This is a genomic window from Kitasatospora sp. NPDC008050 (assembly GCF_042957465.1).
Taxonomy (GTDB): domain Bacteria; phylum Actinomycetota; class Actinomycetes; order Streptomycetales; family Streptomycetaceae; genus Kitasatospora.
In genome coordinates, this window is record NZ_JBIBIJ010000016.1 from 176,995 (window position 1) to 196,984 (window position 19,990).

19 protein-coding genes are annotated in these 19,990 nt (G+C 73.2%); 7 read left to right on the forward strand and 12 right to left on the reverse strand.

Translation table 11 applies throughout. The features are described from left to right. The first annotated feature begins 24 nt into the window (after positions 1–24). The 4 genes from ACFZB9_RS27440 to ACFZB9_RS27455 all read left to right on the forward strand — a co-directional run bounded on the left by ACFZB9_RS27440 (position 25) and on the right by ACFZB9_RS27455 (position 3,511). Entirely contained in the window at positions 25–690 is a 666-nt protein-coding gene (locus tag ACFZB9_RS27440) for a DedA family protein (protein ID WP_391451458.1), read from the forward strand. A 118-nt stretch (positions 691–808) separates the two neighbouring features. Beyond that, positions 809–1,477, forward strand: a complete 669-nt coding sequence (locus ACFZB9_RS27445) for an O-methyltransferase (RefSeq protein ID WP_391451460.1) — start codon at positions 809–811, stop codon at positions 1,475–1,477. Positions 1,478–1,724: 247 nt separating this feature from the next. Beyond that, entirely contained in the window at positions 1,725–2,318 is a 594-nt protein-coding gene (locus ACFZB9_RS27450) for a hypothetical protein (RefSeq protein ID WP_391451462.1), read from the forward strand. 416 nt (positions 2,319–2,734) lie between these two features. Further along, positions 2,735–3,511: a hypothetical protein gene (locus tag ACFZB9_RS27455; RefSeq protein ID WP_391451464.1), complete on the forward strand. Its 777-nt coding sequence runs from the start codon at positions 2,735–2,737 to the stop codon at positions 3,509–3,511. A 72-nt stretch (positions 3,512–3,583) separates the two neighbouring features. Here the strand turns inward: ACFZB9_RS27455 and ACFZB9_RS27460 are convergent, their stop codons facing one another. Further along, complete coding sequence (locus ACFZB9_RS27460; RefSeq protein ID WP_391451466.1) at positions 3,584–5,008, reverse strand: family 2B encapsulin nanocompartment shell protein; 1,425 nt, start codon at positions 5,006–5,008, stop codon at positions 3,584–3,586. Between the two features lie 344 nt (positions 5,009–5,352). Here ACFZB9_RS27460 and ACFZB9_RS27465 point away from each other — a divergent pair, with 344 nt between their 5' ends. Both ACFZB9_RS27465 and ACFZB9_RS27470 read left to right on the forward strand, forming a co-directional pair. Further along, positions 5,353–6,108 (forward strand): alpha/beta fold hydrolase, encoded by a 756-nt coding sequence (locus ACFZB9_RS27465; protein WP_391451468.1) that lies wholly within the window; start codon positions 5,353–5,355, stop codon positions 6,106–6,108. Beyond that, a complete protein-coding gene (locus ACFZB9_RS27470) occupies positions 6,101–6,559 on the forward strand; it encodes a MarR family winged helix-turn-helix transcriptional regulator (protein WP_391451470.1) in 459 nt (152 codons plus the stop codon). The genes ACFZB9_RS27465 and ACFZB9_RS27470 overlap by 8 nt, the downstream gene beginning before the upstream one ends. A 23-nt stretch (positions 6,560–6,582) precedes the next feature. Here the strand turns inward: ACFZB9_RS27470 and ACFZB9_RS27475 are convergent, their stop codons facing one another. The 8 genes from ACFZB9_RS27475 to ACFZB9_RS27510 form a co-directional block, all read right to left on the reverse strand. Further along, positions 6,583–7,569: an aldo/keto reductase gene (locus ACFZB9_RS27475; protein ID WP_391451472.1), complete on the reverse strand. Its 987-nt coding sequence runs from the start codon at positions 7,567–7,569 to the stop codon at positions 6,583–6,585. Between the two features lie 98 nt (positions 7,570–7,667). Continuing rightward, positions 7,668–8,954: a VWA-like domain-containing protein gene (locus tag ACFZB9_RS27480; RefSeq protein WP_391451474.1), complete on the reverse strand. Its 1,287-nt coding sequence runs from the start codon at positions 8,952–8,954 to the stop codon at positions 7,668–7,670. Next, the gene (locus tag ACFZB9_RS27485) at positions 8,951–10,219 is read right to left on the reverse strand and encodes an AAA family ATPase (RefSeq protein ID WP_391451476.1); all 1,269 of its coding nucleotides are present in this window, start codon (positions 10,217–10,219) and stop codon (positions 8,951–8,953) included. The genes ACFZB9_RS27480 and ACFZB9_RS27485 overlap by 4 nt, the downstream gene beginning before the upstream one ends. Before the next feature lie 48 nt (positions 10,220–10,267). After that, positions 10,268–11,827: a hypothetical protein gene (locus ACFZB9_RS27490; protein ID WP_391451478.1), complete on the reverse strand. Its 1,560-nt coding sequence runs from the start codon at positions 11,825–11,827 to the stop codon at positions 10,268–10,270. A gap of 151 nt (positions 11,828–11,978) precedes the next feature. Further along, positions 11,979–13,070 (reverse strand): hypothetical protein, encoded by a 1,092-nt coding sequence (locus ACFZB9_RS27495; RefSeq protein WP_391451480.1) that lies wholly within the window; start codon positions 13,068–13,070, stop codon positions 11,979–11,981. A gap of 438 nt (positions 13,071–13,508) precedes the next feature. Beyond that, positions 13,509–14,240, reverse strand: a complete 732-nt coding sequence (locus ACFZB9_RS27500) for a hypothetical protein (RefSeq protein WP_391451482.1) — start codon at positions 14,238–14,240, stop codon at positions 13,509–13,511. Next, positions 14,237–14,458: a hypothetical protein gene (locus ACFZB9_RS27505; RefSeq protein ID WP_391451484.1), complete on the reverse strand. Its 222-nt coding sequence runs from the start codon at positions 14,456–14,458 to the stop codon at positions 14,237–14,239. Before ACFZB9_RS27505 ends, ACFZB9_RS27500 begins: the two co-directional genes overlap by 4 nt. Positions 14,459–15,116: 658 nt before the next feature. Further along, positions 15,117–15,872 (reverse strand): TetR family transcriptional regulator, encoded by a 756-nt coding sequence (locus ACFZB9_RS27510; RefSeq protein WP_391451485.1) that lies wholly within the window; start codon positions 15,870–15,872, stop codon positions 15,117–15,119. A gap of 337 nt (positions 15,873–16,209) precedes the next feature. Here ACFZB9_RS27510 and ACFZB9_RS27515 point away from each other — a divergent pair, with 337 nt between their 5' ends. Next, a complete protein-coding gene (locus ACFZB9_RS27515) occupies positions 16,210–16,371 on the forward strand; it encodes a hypothetical protein (protein ID WP_391451487.1) in 162 nt (53 codons plus the stop codon). A 135-nt stretch (positions 16,372–16,506) separates the two neighbouring features. On the opposite strand, the gene ACFZB9_RS27520 is transcribed toward ACFZB9_RS27515, so the two are convergent. The 3 genes from ACFZB9_RS27520 to ACFZB9_RS27530 form a co-directional block, all read right to left on the reverse strand. Continuing rightward, positions 16,507–17,877, reverse strand: a complete 1,371-nt coding sequence (locus ACFZB9_RS27520) for a glutamate-cysteine ligase family protein (protein ID WP_391451489.1) — start codon at positions 17,875–17,877, stop codon at positions 16,507–16,509. Continuing rightward, positions 17,874–19,400, reverse strand: a complete 1,527-nt coding sequence (locus ACFZB9_RS27525; RefSeq protein WP_391451491.1) for a flavin monoamine oxidase family protein — start codon at positions 19,398–19,400, stop codon at positions 17,874–17,876. Before ACFZB9_RS27525 ends, ACFZB9_RS27520 begins: the two co-directional genes overlap by 4 nt. A gap of 210 nt (positions 19,401–19,610) precedes the next feature. Continuing rightward, entirely contained in the window at positions 19,611–19,973 is a 363-nt protein-coding gene (locus tag ACFZB9_RS27530; RefSeq protein WP_391451493.1) for a nuclear transport factor 2 family protein, read from the reverse strand. Positions 19,974–19,990: the final 17 nt, after the last annotated feature.

A 19,990-nucleotide genomic window follows, 5' to 3' on the forward strand; every position in this document is an offset into this window, starting at 1 on the left:
ATCCGCGTTCTGGAGGAACCGGCCTTGCACATTGAACAGTGGATCGATGGCGCGCCCCCTGGCGCTGTCTACGCGCTGGTCGGGCTGATCATCGGCATCGAGAGCCTCGGCATCCCGCTGCCCGGTGAGATCGCCCTGATCGCCGCCGGCATGCTGGCCTCGAAGGGGACGGTGAATCCGGCCCTGGTCGCGCTCTGTGCGGTGGCCGGCGCGATCATCGGCGACTCGATCGGCTATTCGATCGGACGCAAGGGCGGCAAGCCGCTCTTCGAGAAGCTCGGGCGCAAGTTCCCCCGGCACTTCGGCCCCGAGCACGTCGAGACCGCCGAGCGGGCCTTCCACAAGTGGGGCATGTGGGCCGTCTTCTTCGGCCGGTTCATCGCGCTGCTGCGGATCTTCGCCGGACCGCTGGCCGGTGCGCTGCGGATGCCGTACTGGAAGTTCCTGATCGCCAACGTGCTCGGTGGCGTGGCCTGGGCCGGCGGCACCACGGTGGCCGTGTACTACGTGGGCAAGGCGGTGGAGAAGTACATGCAGGGCTTCTCCTACGTCGCGCTGGGGCTGGTGCTGGTGGGGGGCGGGGTCATCGGGCTGGTGATCAAGCGCCGTGCCGCGCGGGCCTTCGGCGCGCCCGGGGCGGCCGAGGGCGAGGCGTCGGCGGCACCGGACCGGGTGACCGCGGGCGAGTGAGCACTGACGGGCTCATCGGATGGCCGGCCGGTCGGTGGGCCTGACGGGTGGTCACCCCGGACGACGTGCTGCCCATAGGATCGGCGGCGAAAGTCTCGGGCAGGACGTGGAGGTTGCAATGACCCAGCAGCAGTGGACCGCGGTGGACGAGTACCTGGAGCAGGCGCTCGTCGGCGAGGACGCGGCGCTGACCGCCGCCCTGGCGACCAGCGAGCGCGCGGGCCTGCCGCAGATCGCCGTCTCGCCCACCCAGGGCAAGCTGCTGCACCTGCTGGCGCTCACCGCCGGGGCTCGCCGGATCCTGGAGGTCGGGGCGCTCGGCGGTTACAGCGCCATCTGGCTGGCCCGGGCGCTGCCCGCTGACGGCCGGCTGATCTCGCTGGAGATCTCCCCGGCCCACGCCGCCGTCGCGCGGGCGAACCTGCACGAGGCCGGGCTGGAGAAGGTGGCCGAGGTCCGCACCGGACGCGCGGTGGACAGCCTGGCGGAGCTGGTGGACGACGGCGCCGAACCGTTCGACCTGGTCTTCATCGACGCGGACAAGCCCAGCAACCCGGAGTACTTCGGGTGGGCGCTGCGGCTGACCCGTCCCGGTTCGCTGATCATCGTCGACAACGTGGTGCGCCGCGGCGCCGTCGCCGACGCCGAGAGCACGGACTCGGCGGTCATCGGGGTCCGCCGCCTCAACGAACTGGTCGCCGCCGAGCCCCGGGTGGAGGCCACGGCGGTGCAGACGGTCGGCAGCAAGGGGTACGACGGCTTCATGCTGATCCGTGTGATGAGCTGATCGCGGCAGGCCTCGTTCACCCTGAAGCCCCGGTGCGTGAGCGCCGGGGCTTCGGCGTTGGGCTCCGGCGTTGGGGGTTCGGCGGTGGGGTTCGGCGCGGGCTCCGACGTCAGGGCTTGTTCGAGTCGTGCTACGCGCGTTACTAACTATTCACCGCATGAACCTTTCAGCGGGCGCCGAGCCGCTGCTGTCATGGACGCATCCAATCCAGCCGGCCTGACAACAGGTCAATTCCCTGGGAGCGTCCATGCGTTCGTTGAACCTTCGGTACCTGAGAGCCGGTCTGGCCGCGACGCTCGGCTGTGCGACCGGTGCCCTCGCGCTGGTCGGGGCGACCGGCGCCCAGGCCACGGCGGGCTACCAGTGGCCCGGCCACCCCGGTCTCACCGTGGCTGCCGCCGCGGCCAGTTGCTCGCAGTCGTACCTGCCGCTGCCCGACCCCTCGTGCACGCCGGGCGCCGTGAATCCGGACGTCACGCAGGACACCATCGACTCCACCATCTGCGTCTCGGGCTGGACGGCCACCGTGCGGCCGCCGACCTCCTACACCAACCGCCTGAAGGCGCAGCAGATCGTGGCCTACGGCTACGCCGACACCAACATGTCGGACTACGAGGAGGACCACTTCATACCGCTGGAGCTCGGCGGTTCCCCGACCTCCCCGCTGAACCTGTGGCCCGAGCCGCACGCCAGTGTCAACGGTGGCAGCTCGTACGGCAAGGACGGGGTGGAGACCAAGCTGAAGAACGCCGTCTGCGCCGGCAGGGCGCAACTGACCGCTGCGCAGAACGCGATCGCCACGGACTGGACCACGGCCCTCAGCACGCTCGGCCTGGGCTGAGCCGGCCGGATCGGGCCGGCTTGCGCCGATCCGGTGTCAGCGCTCTCCTGCCCCGGCGGGGGAGTCCGGCGGGCCGGGGCCGTCCGTGCCCATAGTGGGCCATGGAGCGTGCCGAACCCGAACCTGTGCTGGTCAGTCGACGTGCCGCGCTGAGGGCGGGGGTGGTGACCGGGGTGCTGGGTGTGGCCGGGTGCGGTGGTGGTGCCGGTCATCCGGGCAGCGGCCCGGGATCGCCGCAAGCCTCCCCGACGCAAGCCTCCCCGACGCCCGCCGCCCCGGGGGCCGCGTCCGGTGGTACGGCCGGTGGTACGGCCAGTGGTTCGGGCAGCGCGGCAGGCAGTGCGGCGGGCCTGCCGGCGACCACCCCCTGGGTACCCGGACCGGGGGAGATCCAGCCGGACGTCAAGCTCCGGGCGGTGCAGCTGATCGAGGCGCTCGGCAGTTGGCCGCCCGGGGGTTCGGGGGTCGCGGCGGCGCAGGGCCGGATCACGGCGCTCGGTGGCGTGGATCCCGCGCTCGCCGGCCAGGCCGGGCCACTGCTCTCCTCGGCCGACCGGGCCGCGCTGCAGGTGATCGACGCCCAGTACGGCGGCATCCTGGCCGACTCGGCGAGTGTGCTGGTCGTGTGCGACCAGTGGACCGGCGCCGCAGGCTCGCCGGGCGCACCGGTGCAGGGCGGCACCACGGTCGATGTCCGGCTCAGCGCCGCGACGCCGCGCTGGACGGTGACCGCGCTCCACCCCGCCGCGCCTGGTCCGGCCGCTGCCACCGTCTCCGCCGCCGCCACCCAGGTGCTCGCGAGCAGCCGGATCGAGCTGCCGCCCGCCGCGCTGGCCGACGTGCGCAGCGGCGCTGTCCACGACAGTGTGCTGGAGGCGATGCTGACGCTGGCCCGGACCTACACGCTGTCGGTCAGCGTGGTGCGTTCGGGGCATCCACTGGACGTGTTCGGCACCGATCGGCCCAGTGACCACCCGCTGGGGCGCGCGTTCGACGTCTGGCGGATCAACGGGCTGGCCGTGGTGGACCCGAACACACCGCACGATCTGGTGGACGGCTTCATGCGCGCGGCGGCCGCCGCCGGCTCCTACAACGTCGGCGGTCCGCGGCAGCTCTCGGGCGGGGCGACGCCGAATCAGTTCTTCACCGACGACACCCACCACGACCACGTCCACGCCGGCTTCACCAGCTGAGCCTGGTGGAGCCGGCGTGATAGCCGGCGTGATAGCCGGCGTGAAAGCCGGGCGTCGTCGGTCGGTGGAGTGTCAGGAGCGCGGGCTGGCCACCTCGACGTTCTCCAGCACGCCGAGCGCGTCGGGCACCAGGACGGCGGCGGAGTAGTAGGCGCTGACCAGGTAGGAGATCACGGCCTTCTCGTTGATCCCCATGAACCGCACGTTCAGGCCGGGCTCGTACTCGTCCGGGATGCCGATCTGGTGCAGCCCGATCACGCCCTGGTTGTCCTCGCCCGCGCGCATCGCGATGATCGACGAGGTGTGCCCGCCCGCCACCGGGATCTTGCCGCACGGGAAGATCGGCACGCCGCGCCAGGCCGGGATGTGGTGGCCGCCGATGTCCACGCTGCCGAAGTAGATGCCGCGCTTGCTGCACTCGCGGCCGAAGGCGGCGATGGCGCGCGGGTGGGCGAAGAGGTGCGAGGTCTCGCGGCGCAGGCTGAGCAGCTCGTCCAGGTCGTCGGGGGTGGGCGGGCCGGAGTGGGTCTGGATCCGCTGGTCGTACTCGGCGTTGGCGAGCAGGCCGAAGTCCGGGTTGTTGACCAGCTCGTACTCCTGGCGCTCGCGCAGCGCCTCGACGGTGAGCTTCAACTGCTGCTCGATCTGGTTCATCGGGTCGTTGTAGAGGTCGGCGACCCGGCTGTGCACCCGCAGTACGGTCTGCGCCACGCTCAGCTCGAACTCGCGCGGGGCGAGTTCGTAGTCCACGAAGGTGCTGGGCAGGTCCGGCTCGCCGTCGTGACCGGCGGCCAGCTCGATCTCGGCCTCGCCGTGCTGGTTCTGGGCCTGCTCGGTCTCGGTCAGGTAGGTCGCGATCTGATCGCGAAGCTCCGGTGAACTCGCCGCCAGCTCCTGGAACGTGGCCCACGGCAAGGTGAGCACGGTACCGGCGGTGGCCGCCTTGACGGTGTACTCCCACAGCGCGTCCGACTGCCGGATCGCCTCGTCGCCCAGGTGGTCGCCGTCGGCCAGGTGGCCGAGCACGGCGGACTCGCCGTACTTGCCGGTGCCGATCTGGTCGATCTTGCCGTGCGCGATCAGGTAGATCTCGTCGATCGGCTCCCCGGCCTGGACGAGCACCTCACCGGGCGCCACCTCGCGCTGGGTGAACCGGTCGGCCAGCCGGGCCAGCACCGCGTCCTCGTCGATGCCGCGCAGCATCGGCACCTCGCGCAGCGAGGGCGGCACGACCCGCACCTGGGCCCCGGTCTTCACGAAGCTCACCCGGCCGCGGCCCACCGCGTAGCTGAGCCGGCGGTTGACCCGGTAGGTGCCACCGGACACCTGCACCCAGGGCAGCGCGCGCAGCAGCCAGCGCGAGCTGATGCCCTGCATCTGTGGTTCGGACTTGGTCGTGGTGGCGAGGTTGCGTGCCGCCACGGTGCTCAGGCTGAGTTGGGCACGCACCTGGATCTGCTGCGGTTCGGTCGGGGCCGGCCCGGTCTCGGTCGTCATCGGCTCTCTCCCAATTCGTCACGGTCGCGGGCGGACGGGTGAGATCCGTCAGTCGCGGTGGAATCCGTTGCGTAGTCAGATTCCATCGCTGCCAAGGCCGTTCGGGTGGGATAACCAGCGAATCGGCGGCTGCCCGGGGAAGCGTGTCCCGGACTTCGCGCCCCCCTGGCGCATCCAGCGCTGGAACCGGTGCTGACCTGGGCGGACAGCCGGGATCGCGCCGAACTGATCAGCGAGATCGGCAGGACTGTTCGAGCCTCCGGAGGCCGGCCGTTCGGGATCCGTTTCGACGGGTGACCCAGCTCACATGTTACACGACATGTGTGTCATGTAATATGTTCTCCATGAACACTATGGCGGAGCACCCCACCCTCGTCTTCATCCCCTGCCTCTCCGGCGCCCCGTGGAGCGCCGAACAGCTCGCCCCCTACGGCGAGGCGCCCAAGCGCACGCTGCGCCTGCCCGAAGGCGTCAATGACATCGAGCGCTACGCCGACCACGTCGAGAGCGCGATCGCGGACCTCGACGACTACGTGCTGGTCGGCGACTCGTTCGGCGCGAACATCGCGCTCGCGCTCGCCACCCGTCGCCCGCAGGGCCTGCGCGCCCTGGTCCTGTCCGGCGGATTCGCGGCCAACCCGATCGACTCGAAGCCGTTGAAGGCGCTGGCGCAGGTGATGGGCAAGGCGCCCGGCCCGTTCTACCGGCAGCTGACGCTGCGCGCCCACGTCCACCGCCTCGCCTCCCCGTTCGACGGCGAGGGCCAGGTGCCCTGGAGCGAGGCGCGCAGCCGCGAACTGTTCCTCGCCAACACCCCGGCCGCCTCCTACGGTGCGCGCGTGTCAGCGATCTTCACGGCCGACTACGTCGACGTGCTCGGCCGGGTCCAGGTCCCGACCCTGATCCTGACCCCCTCGCACGACGTGCTGATCGGCGAGAACGCCTCCACGATCATGCTCGCGGGCATCCCCGACGCCCGGGAGGTCGTGCTGCCGCGCACCGGCCACATGTTCCGCTTCTCCCACCCGGCCACCTACGCCGCCGCGGTCAAGGACTTCATCGCCGCCCTGCCGACCACCCGACAGGGCGCCGATGCGTAAGGCCGAGCACCTGCGGTTCGCGATCCTGGCAGCCCAACGCGAAGGCAACCGGCTGCTGATCCAGGCCCTCAAGCCCCACGGCATCACCCCGTCGCAGGCCGAGGTGCTGCGCCTGCTCCAGCAGCACGGCACCTTGAGCCTCAACGGGCTCGGACAGCTCCTGGTGTGCGAGAGCGGCACCAACCCCAGCCGGCTGGTCGAACGTGCCGTCGCGGCCGGGCTGGTCGAGCGCCGCACCGACGCCGAGGACCGCCGCTACCTCCAACTCAGCCTCACTCCCGAGGGCGAACGCCTGGCCACCGCGGTCGCCGGGATCGAGGAGGCCATCTACACCTCGATCGACACGGCCTCCGACGGCCTGGAGACCGACGCGTTGCTCGACTTCCTTCACAAGCTCATCGACCCCCTGCCCGCGGGCAAGGCCCTCAACAAACGCCTCGGCCTCGACTGAGGGCTGTCCCGTCCTTGATCTCCCTAGTGCGTCCCGTCCAGCAGGGCGCGCTGATCGGCCGTCAGCTCCAGGTCCACCGCGGCCAGGCTCTCCGACAACTGCGCCACCGAGGAGGCCCCGACCAGCGGGATCACCGGCACCTCGCCGCCGATCAGCCAGGCCAGCACCACCTGGTTGGCGCTCGCCCCGGTCTCCTTCGCCACCGCCCTGAGCGCCGCCCAGCGCGCCGTGGTGCCGGCATGGTCGAACCCGGGGTCGGCCGGCTGCTCGGGCCGGCTGTAACCGCCGCCCAGCAGCGGGGAGTAGGCGACCAGTGCGAGGCCCGGATCGGACCGCAGGTAGCTGAGCACATCGCCGCCGGCCACACCGATGTGGCCGTCCGCCGAGCGCAGCGTCGGCAGGTCGGTGCGGTGCCGCAGGTAGCTGTGGTGGTACTGCAGCACCTCGTAGCCGGGCAGACCGGCCGCCGACGCCAGGGCGCGGGCCCGCTCCACCCGCCACGCCCAGTGGTTGCTCACCCCCAGCAGGCCGACGCTGCCCTCGGCGACCAGTTCGGCGAAGGCCGTCACGGTCTCGGCCAGCGGCACCCGCTCGTCCTCGATGTGCGCGTACAGCAGGTCCAGCTTCTCGACCCCGAGCCGCTCCCGGCTGGCCGCCGCCGAGGCGCGGATCACCTCGGCGGACAGGCCCTCGACGTTCCTGCTGAAGTCCGTGCCCGGGCTGAGCGGACGGCCTCCGAGCTTGGTCGCGATGACGATCTCGCCGCCGATCCCGCGGCTGCGCCGCCAGCGTCCGAGCAGCGCCTCGCTCTCGCCGCCCTGGGTGCCGGCCGCCCAGAAGGCGTAGTTGTTCGAGGTGTCGACGAAGGTACCGCCCGCCTCGACGTACGCGTCGAGGATGGCGAACGAGGTCGGCTCGTCGGTCTTGGTGCCGAAGTTCATCGCGCCCAGGCTCAGCGCGCTCACCTCGCGCCGGGTGGCGGGGTCCTGACCGATCGTGCGGTACTTCATGGGGGTGGCTCCTCTGGCTTCGGACGGCGGGCTTCGGGCAGCGGGCTTCGGGGCTTCGGGGCTTCGGGGGGAGTCTGCACGTTGGAGCGCACTCCATGTCAACGGGCCGCCGCGGCCGAACCGATCTCGACCACGCGAGCCCACGCCGGTGGTGCGTCCGGCACGTAGTCGGGATCGTTCTCGTCCCACGACCTGGGCGTCCGCGGCCGCGGGAACAGGCCCACCACCGTCCGGCACGGCGGCCGGGAATCCGGCCAGCGCGTCTGTCCGTCGGTCAGGACCACGATCACGTCCGGCCGGGGCCCCGTCCGCAGGGCCTTGGCGAAGCCCGCCCGCAGGTTCGTGCCCCCGCCGCCCACCAGGGCTATCCCCTCGGCCCGGCACAGCGGCTGCACGGTCCCGGCCGCCGCGTCGCACGGCACGACCCTGACCAGGTCGCGACGGCCGCCCACGGCCCGGGAGATCGCGGCCACCTCGCGCAGCGCGCTGCCCAGTTCGGCGTCGCTGACCGAGCCGGAGGTGTCGATGACCACGGATACCCGGGGCGGTCGGCGCCGCAGGCTCGGCAGCACGGTGCCGGGCAGCGCGGCCGAGCGCCGTGCCGGACGGCCGTAGGTGTAGTCCTCGCCCGCACCGGCGCCGGAGGTCGCCGAGCGGACCGCCGCCCCCAGCAGCTCCCGCCACGGCTGCGGCGGCTGGAACGCCTCCTCCGCCCAGCGCCGCCACCCCTTCGGGGCGCTGCCAGGGCGGCCGGTGATGCCCTGCGCCACCCGGAACCGGACCGCGTCGCGCTCCTGCTCGCTCAGGCCGTGCGCGCCCTGCGGCCCCAGCTCCCACTCCCGCTCCAGACCGTCGGCGCCACTGCCGCAGTCCAGCCAGGCCAGGTCCAACGTGCCGGGGCCGAGCCCGAACCGGCGCAGGTAGTCCTCCATCAGCTGCCCCTCGGGCAGCCCCAGGGTTCCCGGCCGGACGGCGCCCGCGGGCTCGGCCAGCCCGTCACCGAAGGCGTCGTCGTTGATCTCGCAGTCCGCGGCGATGTTCATCCGCAGCCGTTCCCCGGGGCCGCTCAGCCCGCGCTCGCGGGCGACCCGGTCGCTGCGCCCGTGATGGTCGCGCAGCAGGTGCGACACCTCGTGCACCCAGACGCCGGCCAGCTCGGCGATCGGTGTGCGCGCCACGAAGGCCGGTGAGACGTAGCACCGCCAGTGCCGGTCGACGCCCATCGTCGGCACCCGCCGGGACTCGACGGTGTGCAGGGCGAACAGCGCCGTCGCCAGGTAGGGCCGGACCCGGGCGGCATGCAGCCGGGCGGCGAAGAGCTTCTCGCGGTCCAGTGCGATGGGTGCCCGGGGCAGGCCGTGGGCGGCCTGCGCCTGCGGGGTCATCGGCCCGCCCCCGCGGCCGCGGTGACCCGGGCCCCGCTCAGGGCTGCCGCCTGGTCCGCTCGCCGGGTCAGCGTCACGGCTCCGGCGAGCTGTTCGATCGATGCCGGGACGTCCCAGTCCGGTTGGCGCAGCGCGGCGAGCGTGGTCGCGGGGACGACGACCAGGTCCGGAGCCCCGGTCTCCAGCGCCCGGACCAGCAGCGCCCAGGCCGCGTCCCAGCGCGACTTCTCGGGACGCCTGCGGACCGCCGCCACCACACCGTCCAGCACGGCCTGGCGCAGATCCCCGCGCTCGGGCAGCACGGCACTCGCCGGGTCGGCGAGCAGCGCCTCGGGGTCCGGCAGGTCCATCCGGTCCACAGCGGCCAGCAGCTCCAGCCCCGGACCGTCTCCCACGGTGCCCCTGACCAGCAGCGAGAGCACGTCGCGGGAGGAGCCCGCCGCGGTCGCGAAGGCGATCAGACACAGGGTCATCTCCCAGCTCCGCGGCGACGGCCACGGGCCGCCCCGGCGGCTCTCGCCGCTCGGCAGCCGGTGCACGAGCGCGGGGCGGGCCGCGAGGAGCCCGCACACCGCCCGGCGGGCGAAGTCCACGGCCGCGGACAGCCGCTCGGGGTCGAGCCGGGGCAGGGTGGCCCGGGGCCAGGTGCCGCCGAGGCCGCGCACCACGACCTCGTGGTCGTGGGTCCACTGCAGATGGACGAACCGGTTGGCCAGCGGCGGGCTCAGCTCCCAGCCGTCGGCCGCCGAGGCGCGCGGGTTGGCGGCGGCCACGATCCTTACGCCGGGCGGCAGTTGCAGGGCGCCGATGCGCCGCTCCAGCACCAGACGGAGCAGCGCGGCCTGCACGGCCGGCGGTGCGGTGGACAGCTCGTCCAGGAAGAGCAGCCCGCGGCCGCTGCGGACCAGGCGCACGGCCCAGTCCGGCGGGGCCATCGGGACACCCTGCTCGGCGGGGTCGTCGCCGAGAACGGGCAGCCCGGAGAAGTCGGAGGGCTCGTGCACGCTGGCGATCACCGTGGTCAGCGGCAGGTCCAGGGCGGTGGCGAGTTGGGTCAGCGCCGCGGTCTTGCCGATCCCCGGCTCGCCCCACAGGAGCACCGGGAGATCGGCGGCCACGGCCAGCGTGAGGGCTTCCAGCTGCGTGTCCTGGCGCGGCTCGGTGGTCGCGTCACGCAGCAGGGCCAGCAGGTCGCCGGCCACGTCGAGCTGGGTGGTGGGGATGGGGGCGGGGGTGGTGGGGGCGGGCGGGGTGTGCGTGGGCATGGGTGATCACCTGTTGGTTGTGGTGGTGGGTTGCGTGGGGCGGGCGGGTCAGCGGCTGGGGGCCTGGCTGGGCAGCGCGTGGCGCGGGTGCGAGCGGTGGTCACGGGGGCGGGGCGGGTTCGGTGGGAGGCGGTCGGGACCGGGGCCGACCAGGCCGGTCCGGTACAGCCCGTAGCTGATCCGCCGCAGCGCGGCCGCCTCCAGCTCGTCCCGCAGGGCACCCGGGCGCAGCAGTGCGTCGGGGCCCAACAGGTCCTCGACGACGGCCAGCGCACCGGCGATGTCGCCGTGGTCCAGGCGCTCGCGGACGCCGGTGAGGCTGTCCGGACGGCGGTGCGCCTGGTCGATCGCCTGGAGGCAGGGCAGCGGTGTCCCCGAGAGCGCGGCCAGCAGCTCCTCGCGGCGGATCTCGGCCGGGTCGTGGTCGAGTGGGGCGAGCACCCCGTTGACCAGGCCGATCCGGTGCCGGGCGCCCCGGCACTCCACGAGGCGCGGCCGGCCTGTGTGGCCTGTGTGGCCTGTGCGGCTCGGGAGGGAGGAGGGGCCGGGCGGTGCGTGATCCGGTATCAGGGCCGAGGCCACCAGCGGGTGCAGGCGGCCGGGTTCGATCAGACCCGCGCGGAGCAGCTCCTGGTCGGGCAGCAGCCAGGTCGCCGCGTCGGGCAGGACCGGCAGCGTGCGGTCGTCCGCGGCCGGGGACACGGAGGCGATCCGCAGGGCCGGCCGGCCGGTGCCGTCCTGGTTCGTCTCCTCGTCCGCGACCAGGTTCAGGACCAGCCGGTGCCGGGCGCCGAGCCGCACGCTGACGGCGCCGGTGGGCCGGGCGCAGCAGGCATCGGCGGGGTGCCCCTCGGCGGGATGCCCCTCGGGGTGGAGCCCATCGGCGGGGTGCCCCTCGGCGTGCAGCAGGATGGCCGCCTCGGCCGCCCACCGGTCGACGGCGCAGCGGCGTCCCGGTGGTACCAGGCCCAGCACCTGCGCTGCCGGGGAGTCGGGAGCCGGTGCGGTGGGCATCGGCACGGGCGTCGGCATCGGGCGGTCGTCGGCAAGCTGCTGCTCGGCGCCGCAGCGGGTCCGCAGTTCGTGGGCCCTGCTCGCGTCCCACAGGTGGCGGTGCAGGTCGAGGCGGAACCGCGGGTGCGGACGGGCATGCGGATGACGGCCGGCGGCGGCGTCGGAGCCGGCCCCGTCCCACAGCGCGAGGCTGATCCGCTGACCGGCGTCCGCCCAGGCGGGCGGGGTCCGGACCACCAGGTGCACTGGGGGGCCGCCGTCACGGTCCGCGGTGGCGTAGCGGGCCAGTGAGAGGGTCAGACCCGGGCGCAGCAGCCCGTCAGGGGCGACCCTCGGCAGATGCCAGCGCAACAGGTCGGGTGCCAGCCGGCGGAGGTCGGCCCGGACCCGGTCCGCGAGCTCCCGGCCGTGGCGGTGCGCCAGGGAACGCGGACTGAGGTCGACATCGATGCCTGCGGCGGCGCACGCTCCTGCCCAGTCTCCGGCGCAGCGGCGGGCGGTCGCAGTCTCGATCATGGAGGGCGGCACGGCGAACTCGCGCACGCGCAGCCAGAGGGAAAGGCGGGAATCGCCATCCGCGGTCGAAGTGAGCATCAGCACTCACCTTGCGCGGATGGGACCCCCAATCTGTGAACGGAGTGAGTGGTCATCGGCAGGGACTTTAGCGCTCCTCGCCGCGGCCTGCCAGGGAGTTTCGGTGCCACGTTCTGCGGTCGGGTTCTGGTGGGCACCGGCAGACGATCTGTCAGGCCGTCACCCCCGGGCGGCGGTCGGCGGGGCGGCGGGGCGGGATCGGGGTGGCCGGGAAGTCCCGCGGGCCCGTCCACAGGGCCGGTACGGCGTCGCAGCGGCGGGCGAGCTCGTAGGCGATCGACTCGTAGTTGACCCGCCAGCCCTGGAAGTGCGGCCAGGCCAGTACGGCCGGCCGCTCGGCGGCGAATCCGGAGGCGCTGATCATGGTCACCGCCGCGTCGAACTCGGCGTAGCTGATCCGGATCGGGCTGTTCGGCTCCGGGTCGGGGTCGTAGTCGATCCGCAGCACCCGGGCGATGTCGCGCATCGCCGTGAAGCCGGCGCGCAGCACCAGCCGGGCCTCCGGCGGCGCGCTGCGCGGGCTGACCGCCAGTTGGATCGCGGCGGCGTCCATCACCGCGATCAGCCCGACGATCCAGCTGCGGTGCGCCTGCGGGGAGCGGAAGGAGATCAGCACCGGATAGTTGGAGTGGCTCTCGCCCAGTTCGGCGGCCAGTCGCTCCCAGTCGCGGTAGAGCTGCGGCAGCGCCGTCTCGGTGTCCACCAGGGACTGCCGCGCCAGCAGTTCGGGCCCCCAGGCCGGCTCGCCCGCCCGGGACTGCAGCAGCGTCACCTCGACCTCCCGGCGGTTGTACGAGCCGTACAGCGTGGGCAGGTAGGCGATCTGAAGGGCGATCACCACCGGGCCGCTGGCGGCGGCCAGGAAGTCCAGCGCCGAGAGCCGCAGCCGGTCGCCGCTGGCGAAGCCGAGGGTGAAGAGACTGGAGCCGGCCTCCCTTATCGAGGCGCTCCAGCCGAGGCCGGAGTCGGCGTGCGTCAGCAGGGTGAAGGAGGCCAGCAGCCCGCAGAGCCAGCAGAACAGCATGCCGACCAGGATCAGCGGTGCCAGCCAGGCCTGGGCCCGGTCGTGGGCCCGGTAGCTGCGGAACGGCGCGGCGCAGGCGTGCAGGACGGCGCGCAGCGACAACCACAGCCGCGTGACCAGCGAGGAGTAGAGCCCGCGCGGCACCACCAGGGTGCGCAGAATGCTCGCGATGGTGAGCGCGAGCAGCAGGACACCGGCCAGTGCGGAGATCAGCCTCATGGCGGCCATTGTCGATCATCGGCGGCGCGGGCGCTGGAGCGGCCCGGTGATCGGGCGGCGCGCCGCCCGGGGGAGGGCGGCCGACAGGGTGCTGCCGAAGATCATATGGACGGGTCGGGTGGTCCGATCCGGGGAGAGCGCGGGGAGAGCGCGGGGAGAACGGGGGGACGGTGCGGCGGCGACGGCTCGCGGCGGTCATCGCCGGGCTGGGGCCGGTGGACGTCCTGGTCGACAACGCGGGGGCGGTGATCATCGCCCCGCCGACGGGACGCTGTCCGCCTCACCGGCCGCCGGGTACCTCACCGGTCAGGTGATCGGTCTCAACGGCGGCGCGGTGCTGGGGCGTCAGGGGAGCGGTCGGCGCGGTCGGCGCTGGTACGGACGGAGTGGCCGGCGCTGGTACGGCCCGGGGCGGGTCTGCCTTCGGGTGCTGAAGTGTCAGCTCTGTTGCGACAGTTGGGTGAAGCGCTGCAGGCTCTGCTGGTAGGCCACCGGTGTGACGTGCATCGGGCCGGTGTACGGGTGCGTCATGTGCAGCACCAGGTAGATGCCGAAGCCCACCACCGCGCCGACCAGGCCGAGGGCGATCGCCTCACGGTGGTGGAAGGTCAGTCCGGCGATCGGCGCGTAGAGCAGCACCAGCAGTCCGGTGCCGATCAGCGCGGGGTAGAGCGGGGCGGGCAGGGTCAGCGAGGCGTCCGCCAGGCGGATCTGGCGCTTGGTCGAGACATCGTCCAAGTCGCTGAGCTCGGCGGTGCGTTGCGGCGAGTCGGGCAGGGCCTCGACGTGGCTGCGCACGGTGTCCAGGCTGGTCCAGGTGGCCGGGTCGGAGCCGCCGTGGGTCATCGCCCGGAAGTCCGGGCCGATCACGTCGGTGACGTAGGCGCGCAGCAGCGGGCGGGTGCTCGCATCCGCGTCCGTGTAGGCGGCGTTGAGTGCGCGGGCCTCGTCCCAGGTGTGGCCGCGCGCGGTGTTCAGGTTGGACCAGGAGCCGGCGATCAGGAAGGCGGTGACCAGGATGAAGGAGGAGAGCGACGCCGACCCCAGGAAGCCGAGCGCGCCGCTGGAGAAGGAGCCTTCACGGGAGCGCGCGGTGCGGCCGAAGGCGGCCAGGATGCCCACGGCGAGTGCGGCGCCCAGGACTACGGCGAGGATGATTCCCAGGCTCAACGACGTCTCCCTGCGGTGTGGTTGATGAAGGTGGCGGCCGCGGCGAGGACGGCCGGGATGGTGATGGCGACCAGCGCGAAGGCGCTCTGCGGCTCCTGCGGCACGGCCAGGTTGTCCGGCGGCCGGGTCGGCACCGCGGTGACGGCGTGCGTCTGTGCGGGGATCGGCGGGGGCGGCAGGACCGGGGCCTGCCGGGTGGGCGGCGGCTGTGTCGCCACGGGCCTGACCGGGGCAACCGCCTTGGGTGCGGCTGGCTTTGGCGCGGCCGGCTTGGGCGGGGGAGGGGCCGCGGGGTGGGTGACCGGGGCGGCCGGTGCGTGGCTGGGCGTGGCGTGCGGGGCGGGGATCGTCGGAGGTGGCGGGGCTGCGGGAGGTGGGGGTGTCGGCGGCGGGGGGATCGTCGGGGGTGGTGAGGGCGGCGCCGGTGGCGGCGGCGGAGTGGGCGGTGGCGGCGGCTCGGGCGGGCAGGGAGGCGGTGGCGGGCACGGTGGTGGGGGTGGCGGGCACGGGTGCGGCGGGAGCGGCGGGTAGGGCCAGACCGGGACCACGGGCCAGTGGTGGGGCGGGTGGTGCGCGGGTGGCGGGAGGTGGTCATGCGTAGGGGGTTGGTCGTGCGCTGGGGGTTGGTCGTGCGAGGGTTGGGCGTGGTACTGCTGGTGGCCGTGGTGTTCGGGAGGCTCGGGGTGCTCGTCGCCGTGGGGCGCCTCATCGTCGCCTTGCATGTCCAGGAAGATAATCAGGCGTGATTGGGCCGAAGTACTGAACGGCCTCCTTCGCTGAGGAATTGACCCTTGCGGGGGTCCCGGGATCGACCCGCCGTACGTGTGGCGAACTCATGTTCCTGCGTCCGGGCGGTGCGGCGAGGGCCGGGCGGGATCAGCCGGCCAGGTACCGGCGGAGCAGTGACTTGCACTCGGCGATCAGCGCCGGATCGCCGTCCCGGTCGTACTGGAAGGCGAGTTTGAGCACCGCGTCCGCGCATTCGAGGGCCACTCGCAGGGCCAGCGGGCCGGGCGCCCGTCCGTCGCCGGACAGGTGCTCGGAGGTGAGCCGGTGCAGCAGCTGGGCCACTGTGCTGTTGTTGTCCAGCGCGCCGTCGAGCAGGTGTTCCACGTTGCCCAGGGCCGGCGGGGTGGGCCCGGTCAGGCCGAAGTCGAGCGCGCCGAAGCCCGGCACGGCGCGCTTCATCGCGACGAACTCCTCGACCGCCAGATCGACGAACCCGCCGATGTCCTGCGGGGACTCCGCCGCCAGCCGCCGGGTCAGCCGGTCGAGGTAGCGCCGCAGGTTGCGCCGGGCGAGCGCCGCGAGCAGGCTCTGCTTGCCGGTGAAGAACTGGTAGAGCGTGCCGATCGGGACGTGGGCGCGGGCCGCGATCTCCTTGGTGGTGAGCGCGGCCGTCCCCACCTCGTCGAGGAGTTCCGCGCAGGCGTCCAGGATCCGCTCCAGGCGCTCCTGGCTGCGCTGCTGGACCGGCCGGCGGCGCAGCTCGGGGTCGGTCGCGTCGAACAGCGCGCCGCCGCCGGCCGCGGCCGGTCCGCCCACCGGGTCTACTGCCGTACTGGAAGGGCCGACGGCGGCCTGTGTCCCGTTCACCTGGGTGGTCCGGCTCTTCGGGTTCCGCTCGTTCATGTGCTGTCCAGCTCCCGTCCTCACCGCCTGCACGACTACTGTGCCGCATCCGGTGCTCACCGCGCGAATCACCATCGTGAGCTGTGCTCATTTTCGGCGCAACAGGGCGCGCTGGCGGGTCTGGTCGCCGCTCTGGACGGGTACTTCCGGCCTCGGGGCGCCGCGCCTCGGCCGTGCTGGACCGTCGTCGGCCGCTGTCTCGCCCCGAACCGGTCCCGACGTGAGGAGCACCGCAGCCTGCTGCACGGAATCGTCATCGCCGCGCCCCCCGGAACCCGTGGGCCGCTGAGCCGGGCGGAGTTCGAGCAGCGTGGGAGCTCGCCGGACGGGCAGAACTATGAGTAGTACTCATCTTCTCAACGGCTCCGGGCCGGCCACCAGCCGCCTGGTGCCGGCCCTGCTGGAGCAGCACCAGCAGCCGGACGGCAGCGTCACGGTACCGGCGGCGCTGCAGCGGTGGCTCGGCTGCGAGTCCTTGACCCCGGCACCAGCCCGATAGCCCGATAGCCGGATCGGCTGCCGGCCCCGGCACGCCACATCCCGTTCTACCTACGGCGCGGGAGAGGATCCTGCCCGGGCCACTGCCGCCCCGGTGGCCCGGGCAGTCCTTGCACGCGTGCCGAGGCGGCGGTCTTCAGACGCGGTAGGCGGCCACGTACCGGCCCGGGTCCTGGTGGAGGTCGAACTCCCAGCGGGCCAGGCAGTGTTCGGCGAAGGTCCGGTGGGTGGCGAGCACCTCGTCGAGTGGGTCGAGGTAGTCGAGGACGTGGGCGGGTTCGAGGCCGGCGCGGATGCGGGCGGCCAGGCCGGCGCGCGCGAGACGGAGGAGTTCGGTGGCGAGTTCGTGCACCGGTTCGGTGCCGAGGCGGGTGCGCAGGCCTTGGGCGGGGAGGGCCTCCATCGCCCTGTGGTGGTCGCGCTGGGTGTAGCGGCTGAGCAGGTCCCAGGCGGCGGCACGGGAGGGGGCGTGGTAGCTGAGGCCGGTCCAGAGCGCGGGAACGGCGGCGAAGTGCTGGTAGGGCGGGCCGTCGGCGGCGCGCAGTTCGAGGGTGTGGCGGACCCGGACGTCGGTCCAGAGTTGCGACAGGTGAGAGAGCCAGTGGTCGGGTGTCGGCTGGGAGCCGTCGTCGAAGCCCTGGTCGAGCAGGGTGGCGAACGGCCGGTCGGGAGCGGGGTGGTAGCGCCCGTCGTCGGTGCGGTAGTAGATCATCGGGATCCGCAGGGCCCAGTCGATGACGTCGTCGATGCCCACGTCGGGCCGCAGGGCGGGCGGCAGCAGGCCGGTGCGGCGCGGGTCCATCCGCAGCCAGCTGTGCGAGCGGTGGGACAGCAGGCCGTTCGCACGGCCGTCGGTCAGCGGTGAGTTGACGAACAGCGCGGCGACCACGGGGGAGGCGGCCACCTGCATCCGCAGCTTCTCGGTGAAGTCCTCGGCCGAGAGGTAGTCGAGGGTCACCTGGGTGGAGAGCGACATCGCCATGACATCGGGCGCCCGGCCGGCCGGTTCGCCGAGCCGGGTGAAGAAGTCGCGCATGATGCCGCCACGGGTCATCGGCACCCAGGAGATGGTGTCGAGCCGGTCGAAGGGGAGGCGGGCGCCGGGCAGCAGCGCCAGGCCGAAGCGGTCGGCCAGCTGGGCGAGGTGTTCCAGCGTGGCCCGCGCGTCGGTGACGGCCGCCGCCACGCTCGCGGCCGGGGTGGACGAGTACTCGATCTGGCCGCCGTGTTCGAGGGTGATCTGACGCCCGTCGGGCAGCAGCACGCCGGTGAGTCGGCCGGCGTCCTGCTGCGGTTGGCCGCCCCACTCGGCGAGCACCGTCTCCAGGACGGTCCGCACGCCGTGCTCGCCCAGGTACGGCGCGGCGCGGCCGGTGCGCGGGTCGACCAGGCCGCTCTCGATCTCCAGCCCGACCTGCTCGCGGGCGTCGGGGGGTGGGAGGAACGGCGACCGGAGGTCCGCGTGCTGGAGCCGGGCGCCGCGCGCGGGCGCCGGGGCCCCGGTCACGCTGCCTCCATCTGGGTGGCGAGCGGCGCGGGCCGGGCCCGGTCGAGCAGGCGGCCCACCGCGCCCAGAGCCGACTGGGCGGCGCCCTGGCACCAGGCGTGCGCCCCGGACAGGTGCTCGCCGGCGAAGAAGACCAGCGGGTCGTCGGCCGGGTGCGGGGCGCCGAGGACCGCCAGGTAGCGGCTGTGCTCGCCCGGCGGCAGGTGGGCGAACGCGCCCCCGCCGAGTTGGTCGTCCCAGTTCCAGTGCACGATGTCGTCGACGTCGGCGGCGATGCCCGGGTGCAGCCGGTCCAGGCAGTTCAGGACCAGCCGGTCGCGCTCGGCGTCCGGAAGCGCGGCCGTGCGGCGGGCGTTGGCCCCCCACTGGTAGGCGCCGAGCAGGGCCGCGGGCTCCTCGCACCGCCGCGGGTCCCGGGCGCCCCAGCGCTCCGGCGCCGCGCCGTCGAGCCCGTCCTCGATCCGGCGGGCGTTGTCCGAGGGGTACCAGCACTGCTGGATCGGCAGGTCCGTGAAGCTGCCGCCGCCGAAGATGCGGTCGTCCAGCTCCCAGCGGCGCCGGGTCAGGTGCAGCAGGGTCTTGGTGCTGCTGGCGTAGCTGATCCCGCGGATGGCGTGGCGCTGGGCGTGCGGCAGAGCGGGGGTGAAGGAGATCTGGTCGAGTGCGGGGGCCGGGACGCAGCAGACGACGAAGTCGAAGCGTTCGTCGAGCGGGCCGTCGATGCGACGGCCCAGGACGAGCACGCCGCCCTCGGTGACCACGAGTTCGGTGACGGTGGTGGACAGGCACAGGGTGCGTGGCCGCAGCGCCCGGACAAAGGCGCGCACCAGGGCGTCCATGCCGTCGACCAGTTCCAGCTGGCCGACGTGGAACAGGCCGAAGTAGTCGACCAGGACCTCCAGCAGCGAGGACTGCTCGTAGTGGGCCAGGCCGCTGGCGTGGCCGACCAGGTCCCAGGCGTCCTGCGACAGGCGCTCGTCCACGAACTGCCACAGTGAGACCGACGCCAGCCGGTCGAGCACGGCATCGTCCCAGCGGCCGGCCAGCACGCGCCGCTGCTGGTCGAGGGTCAGTGTCTGCCACACCACCCGCAGCAGGTCGTCCAGCAGTCGCGCCGGGGCCTGGCGTTCACCGGGACGCAGCGCGAAGGCCGGGAAGAGTGCGGGCGCTTCGCGCACCCGGGCCCGCCGGCCGCGCAGGTGGTAGTAGGCGTCCGGGTTGGCGTTGACGAACGGGCGGGTCGCCAGGCCGAATTCGGTGATGTAGTGCAACACGCAGTGGTGGTTGCCGGGGATGCGCATGGCGCCCAGGTCCGCGTGCGTGCCGTCCCAGAAGCGGTGGGTCCGCACCCGGCCGCCCGGCTGGTTGGCCCGCTCGTACAGCACGACGTCCAGGCCGCGCCGCTGGAGCTCGTAGGCGCAGACCAGGCCTGCGACGCCGGAGCCGATCACGGCCACCCGGCCACCGGCGCGGTCCGTCGGGGCCGGCAGGCTGCGGGGAAAGGCGAAGCTCTCGTCGAACATCGGCACTCCTGTCGGCGCGGGCCGGGTCTTCAGTCAGGCTGACCCGGCCTGCCGCCGTGAGCCACCGGGGGAGCCCGCGGAGCGCGCTCCTATGGCAGGGCATTCCGCCATTCGGATGACACCACGGCCATGGCCGGGCGATCGGCAGGCTGGAACGCCGCGCGGGCGCGTTCACCGGCTACCGCGCCCCAGGACACCCCGGCGGCGGGGTCAGATCGCGGGCCGGTAGAAGAAGGTCTTGCGGTGCGCGATCTTGCCGTCCACGAGGACGTAGGTGTCGGCGAACTGCTCGTCCAGCAGATCTCCGGTGTTGGATTCACCCCGGAACCGGCCCCAGCAGGCGGCGGCCTCGTGGCCTGCCGTCACGTGGTCCACCGCGTGGCGGCCGGAGGCGATGATCCGCTCGTGGGTGTAGAAGTGGCTGATCCGGGTGAGGCCCTTGAGCGGCTCGTAGCCGGGCCGTTCGTAGACGGCGTCCTCGGCGAAGACCTCGCTCAGCTCCTCCCAGTCGCGGGTGTCCACGATGTGGAACAGCTGGCGGACGAGGCTGTCGGCCGAAAGCATCTCGGACATGGGGGTGCTCCTGCTTC

Coding starts and splice junctions, on each gene's coding strand:
- ACFZB9_RS27445 (WP_391451460.1), top strand. CDS start 809: ATGACCCAGCAGCAGTGGACCGCGGTGGACGAGTACCTGGAGCAGGCG.
- ACFZB9_RS27450 (WP_391451462.1), top strand. CDS start 1,725: ATGCGTTCGTTGAACCTTCGGTACCTGAGAGCCGGTCTGGCCGCGACG.
- ACFZB9_RS27460 (WP_391451466.1), bottom strand. CDS start 5,008: ATGACGACCGAGACCGGGCCGGCCCCGACCGAACCGCAGCAGATCCAG.
- ACFZB9_RS27465 (WP_391451468.1), top strand. CDS start 5,353: ATGAACACTATGGCGGAGCACCCCACCCTCGTCTTCATCCCCTGCCTC.
- ACFZB9_RS27470 (WP_391451470.1), top strand. CDS start 6,101: ATGCGTAAGGCCGAGCACCTGCGGTTCGCGATCCTGGCAGCCCAACGC.
- ACFZB9_RS27475 (WP_391451472.1), bottom strand. CDS start 7,569: ATGAAGTACCGCACGATCGGTCAGGACCCCGCCACCCGGCGCGAGGTG.
- ACFZB9_RS27480 (WP_391451474.1), bottom strand. CDS start 8,954: ATGACCCCGCAGGCGCAGGCCGCCCACGGCCTGCCCCGGGCACCCATC.
- ACFZB9_RS27485 (WP_391451476.1), bottom strand. CDS start 10,219: ATGCCCACGCACACCCCGCCCGCCCCCACCACCCCCGCCCCCATCCCC.
- ACFZB9_RS27490 (WP_391451478.1), bottom strand. CDS start 11,827: ATGCTCACTTCGACCGCGGATGGCGATTCCCGCCTTTCCCTCTGGCTG.
- ACFZB9_RS27495 (WP_391451480.1), bottom strand. CDS start 13,070: ATGAGGCTGATCTCCGCACTGGCCGGTGTCCTGCTGCTCGCGCTCACC.
- ACFZB9_RS27510 (WP_391451485.1), bottom strand. CDS start 15,872: ATGAACGAGCGGAACCCGAAGAGCCGGACCACCCAGGTGAACGGGACA.
- ACFZB9_RS27515 (WP_391451487.1), top strand. CDS start 16,210: ATGAGTAGTACTCATCTTCTCAACGGCTCCGGGCCGGCCACCAGCCGC.
- ACFZB9_RS27525 (WP_391451491.1), bottom strand. CDS start 19,400: ATGTTCGACGAGAGCTTCGCCTTTCCCCGCAGCCTGCCGGCCCCGACG.
- ACFZB9_RS27530 (WP_391451493.1), bottom strand. CDS start 19,973: ATGTCCGAGATGCTTTCGGCCGACAGCCTCGTCCGCCAGCTGTTCCAC.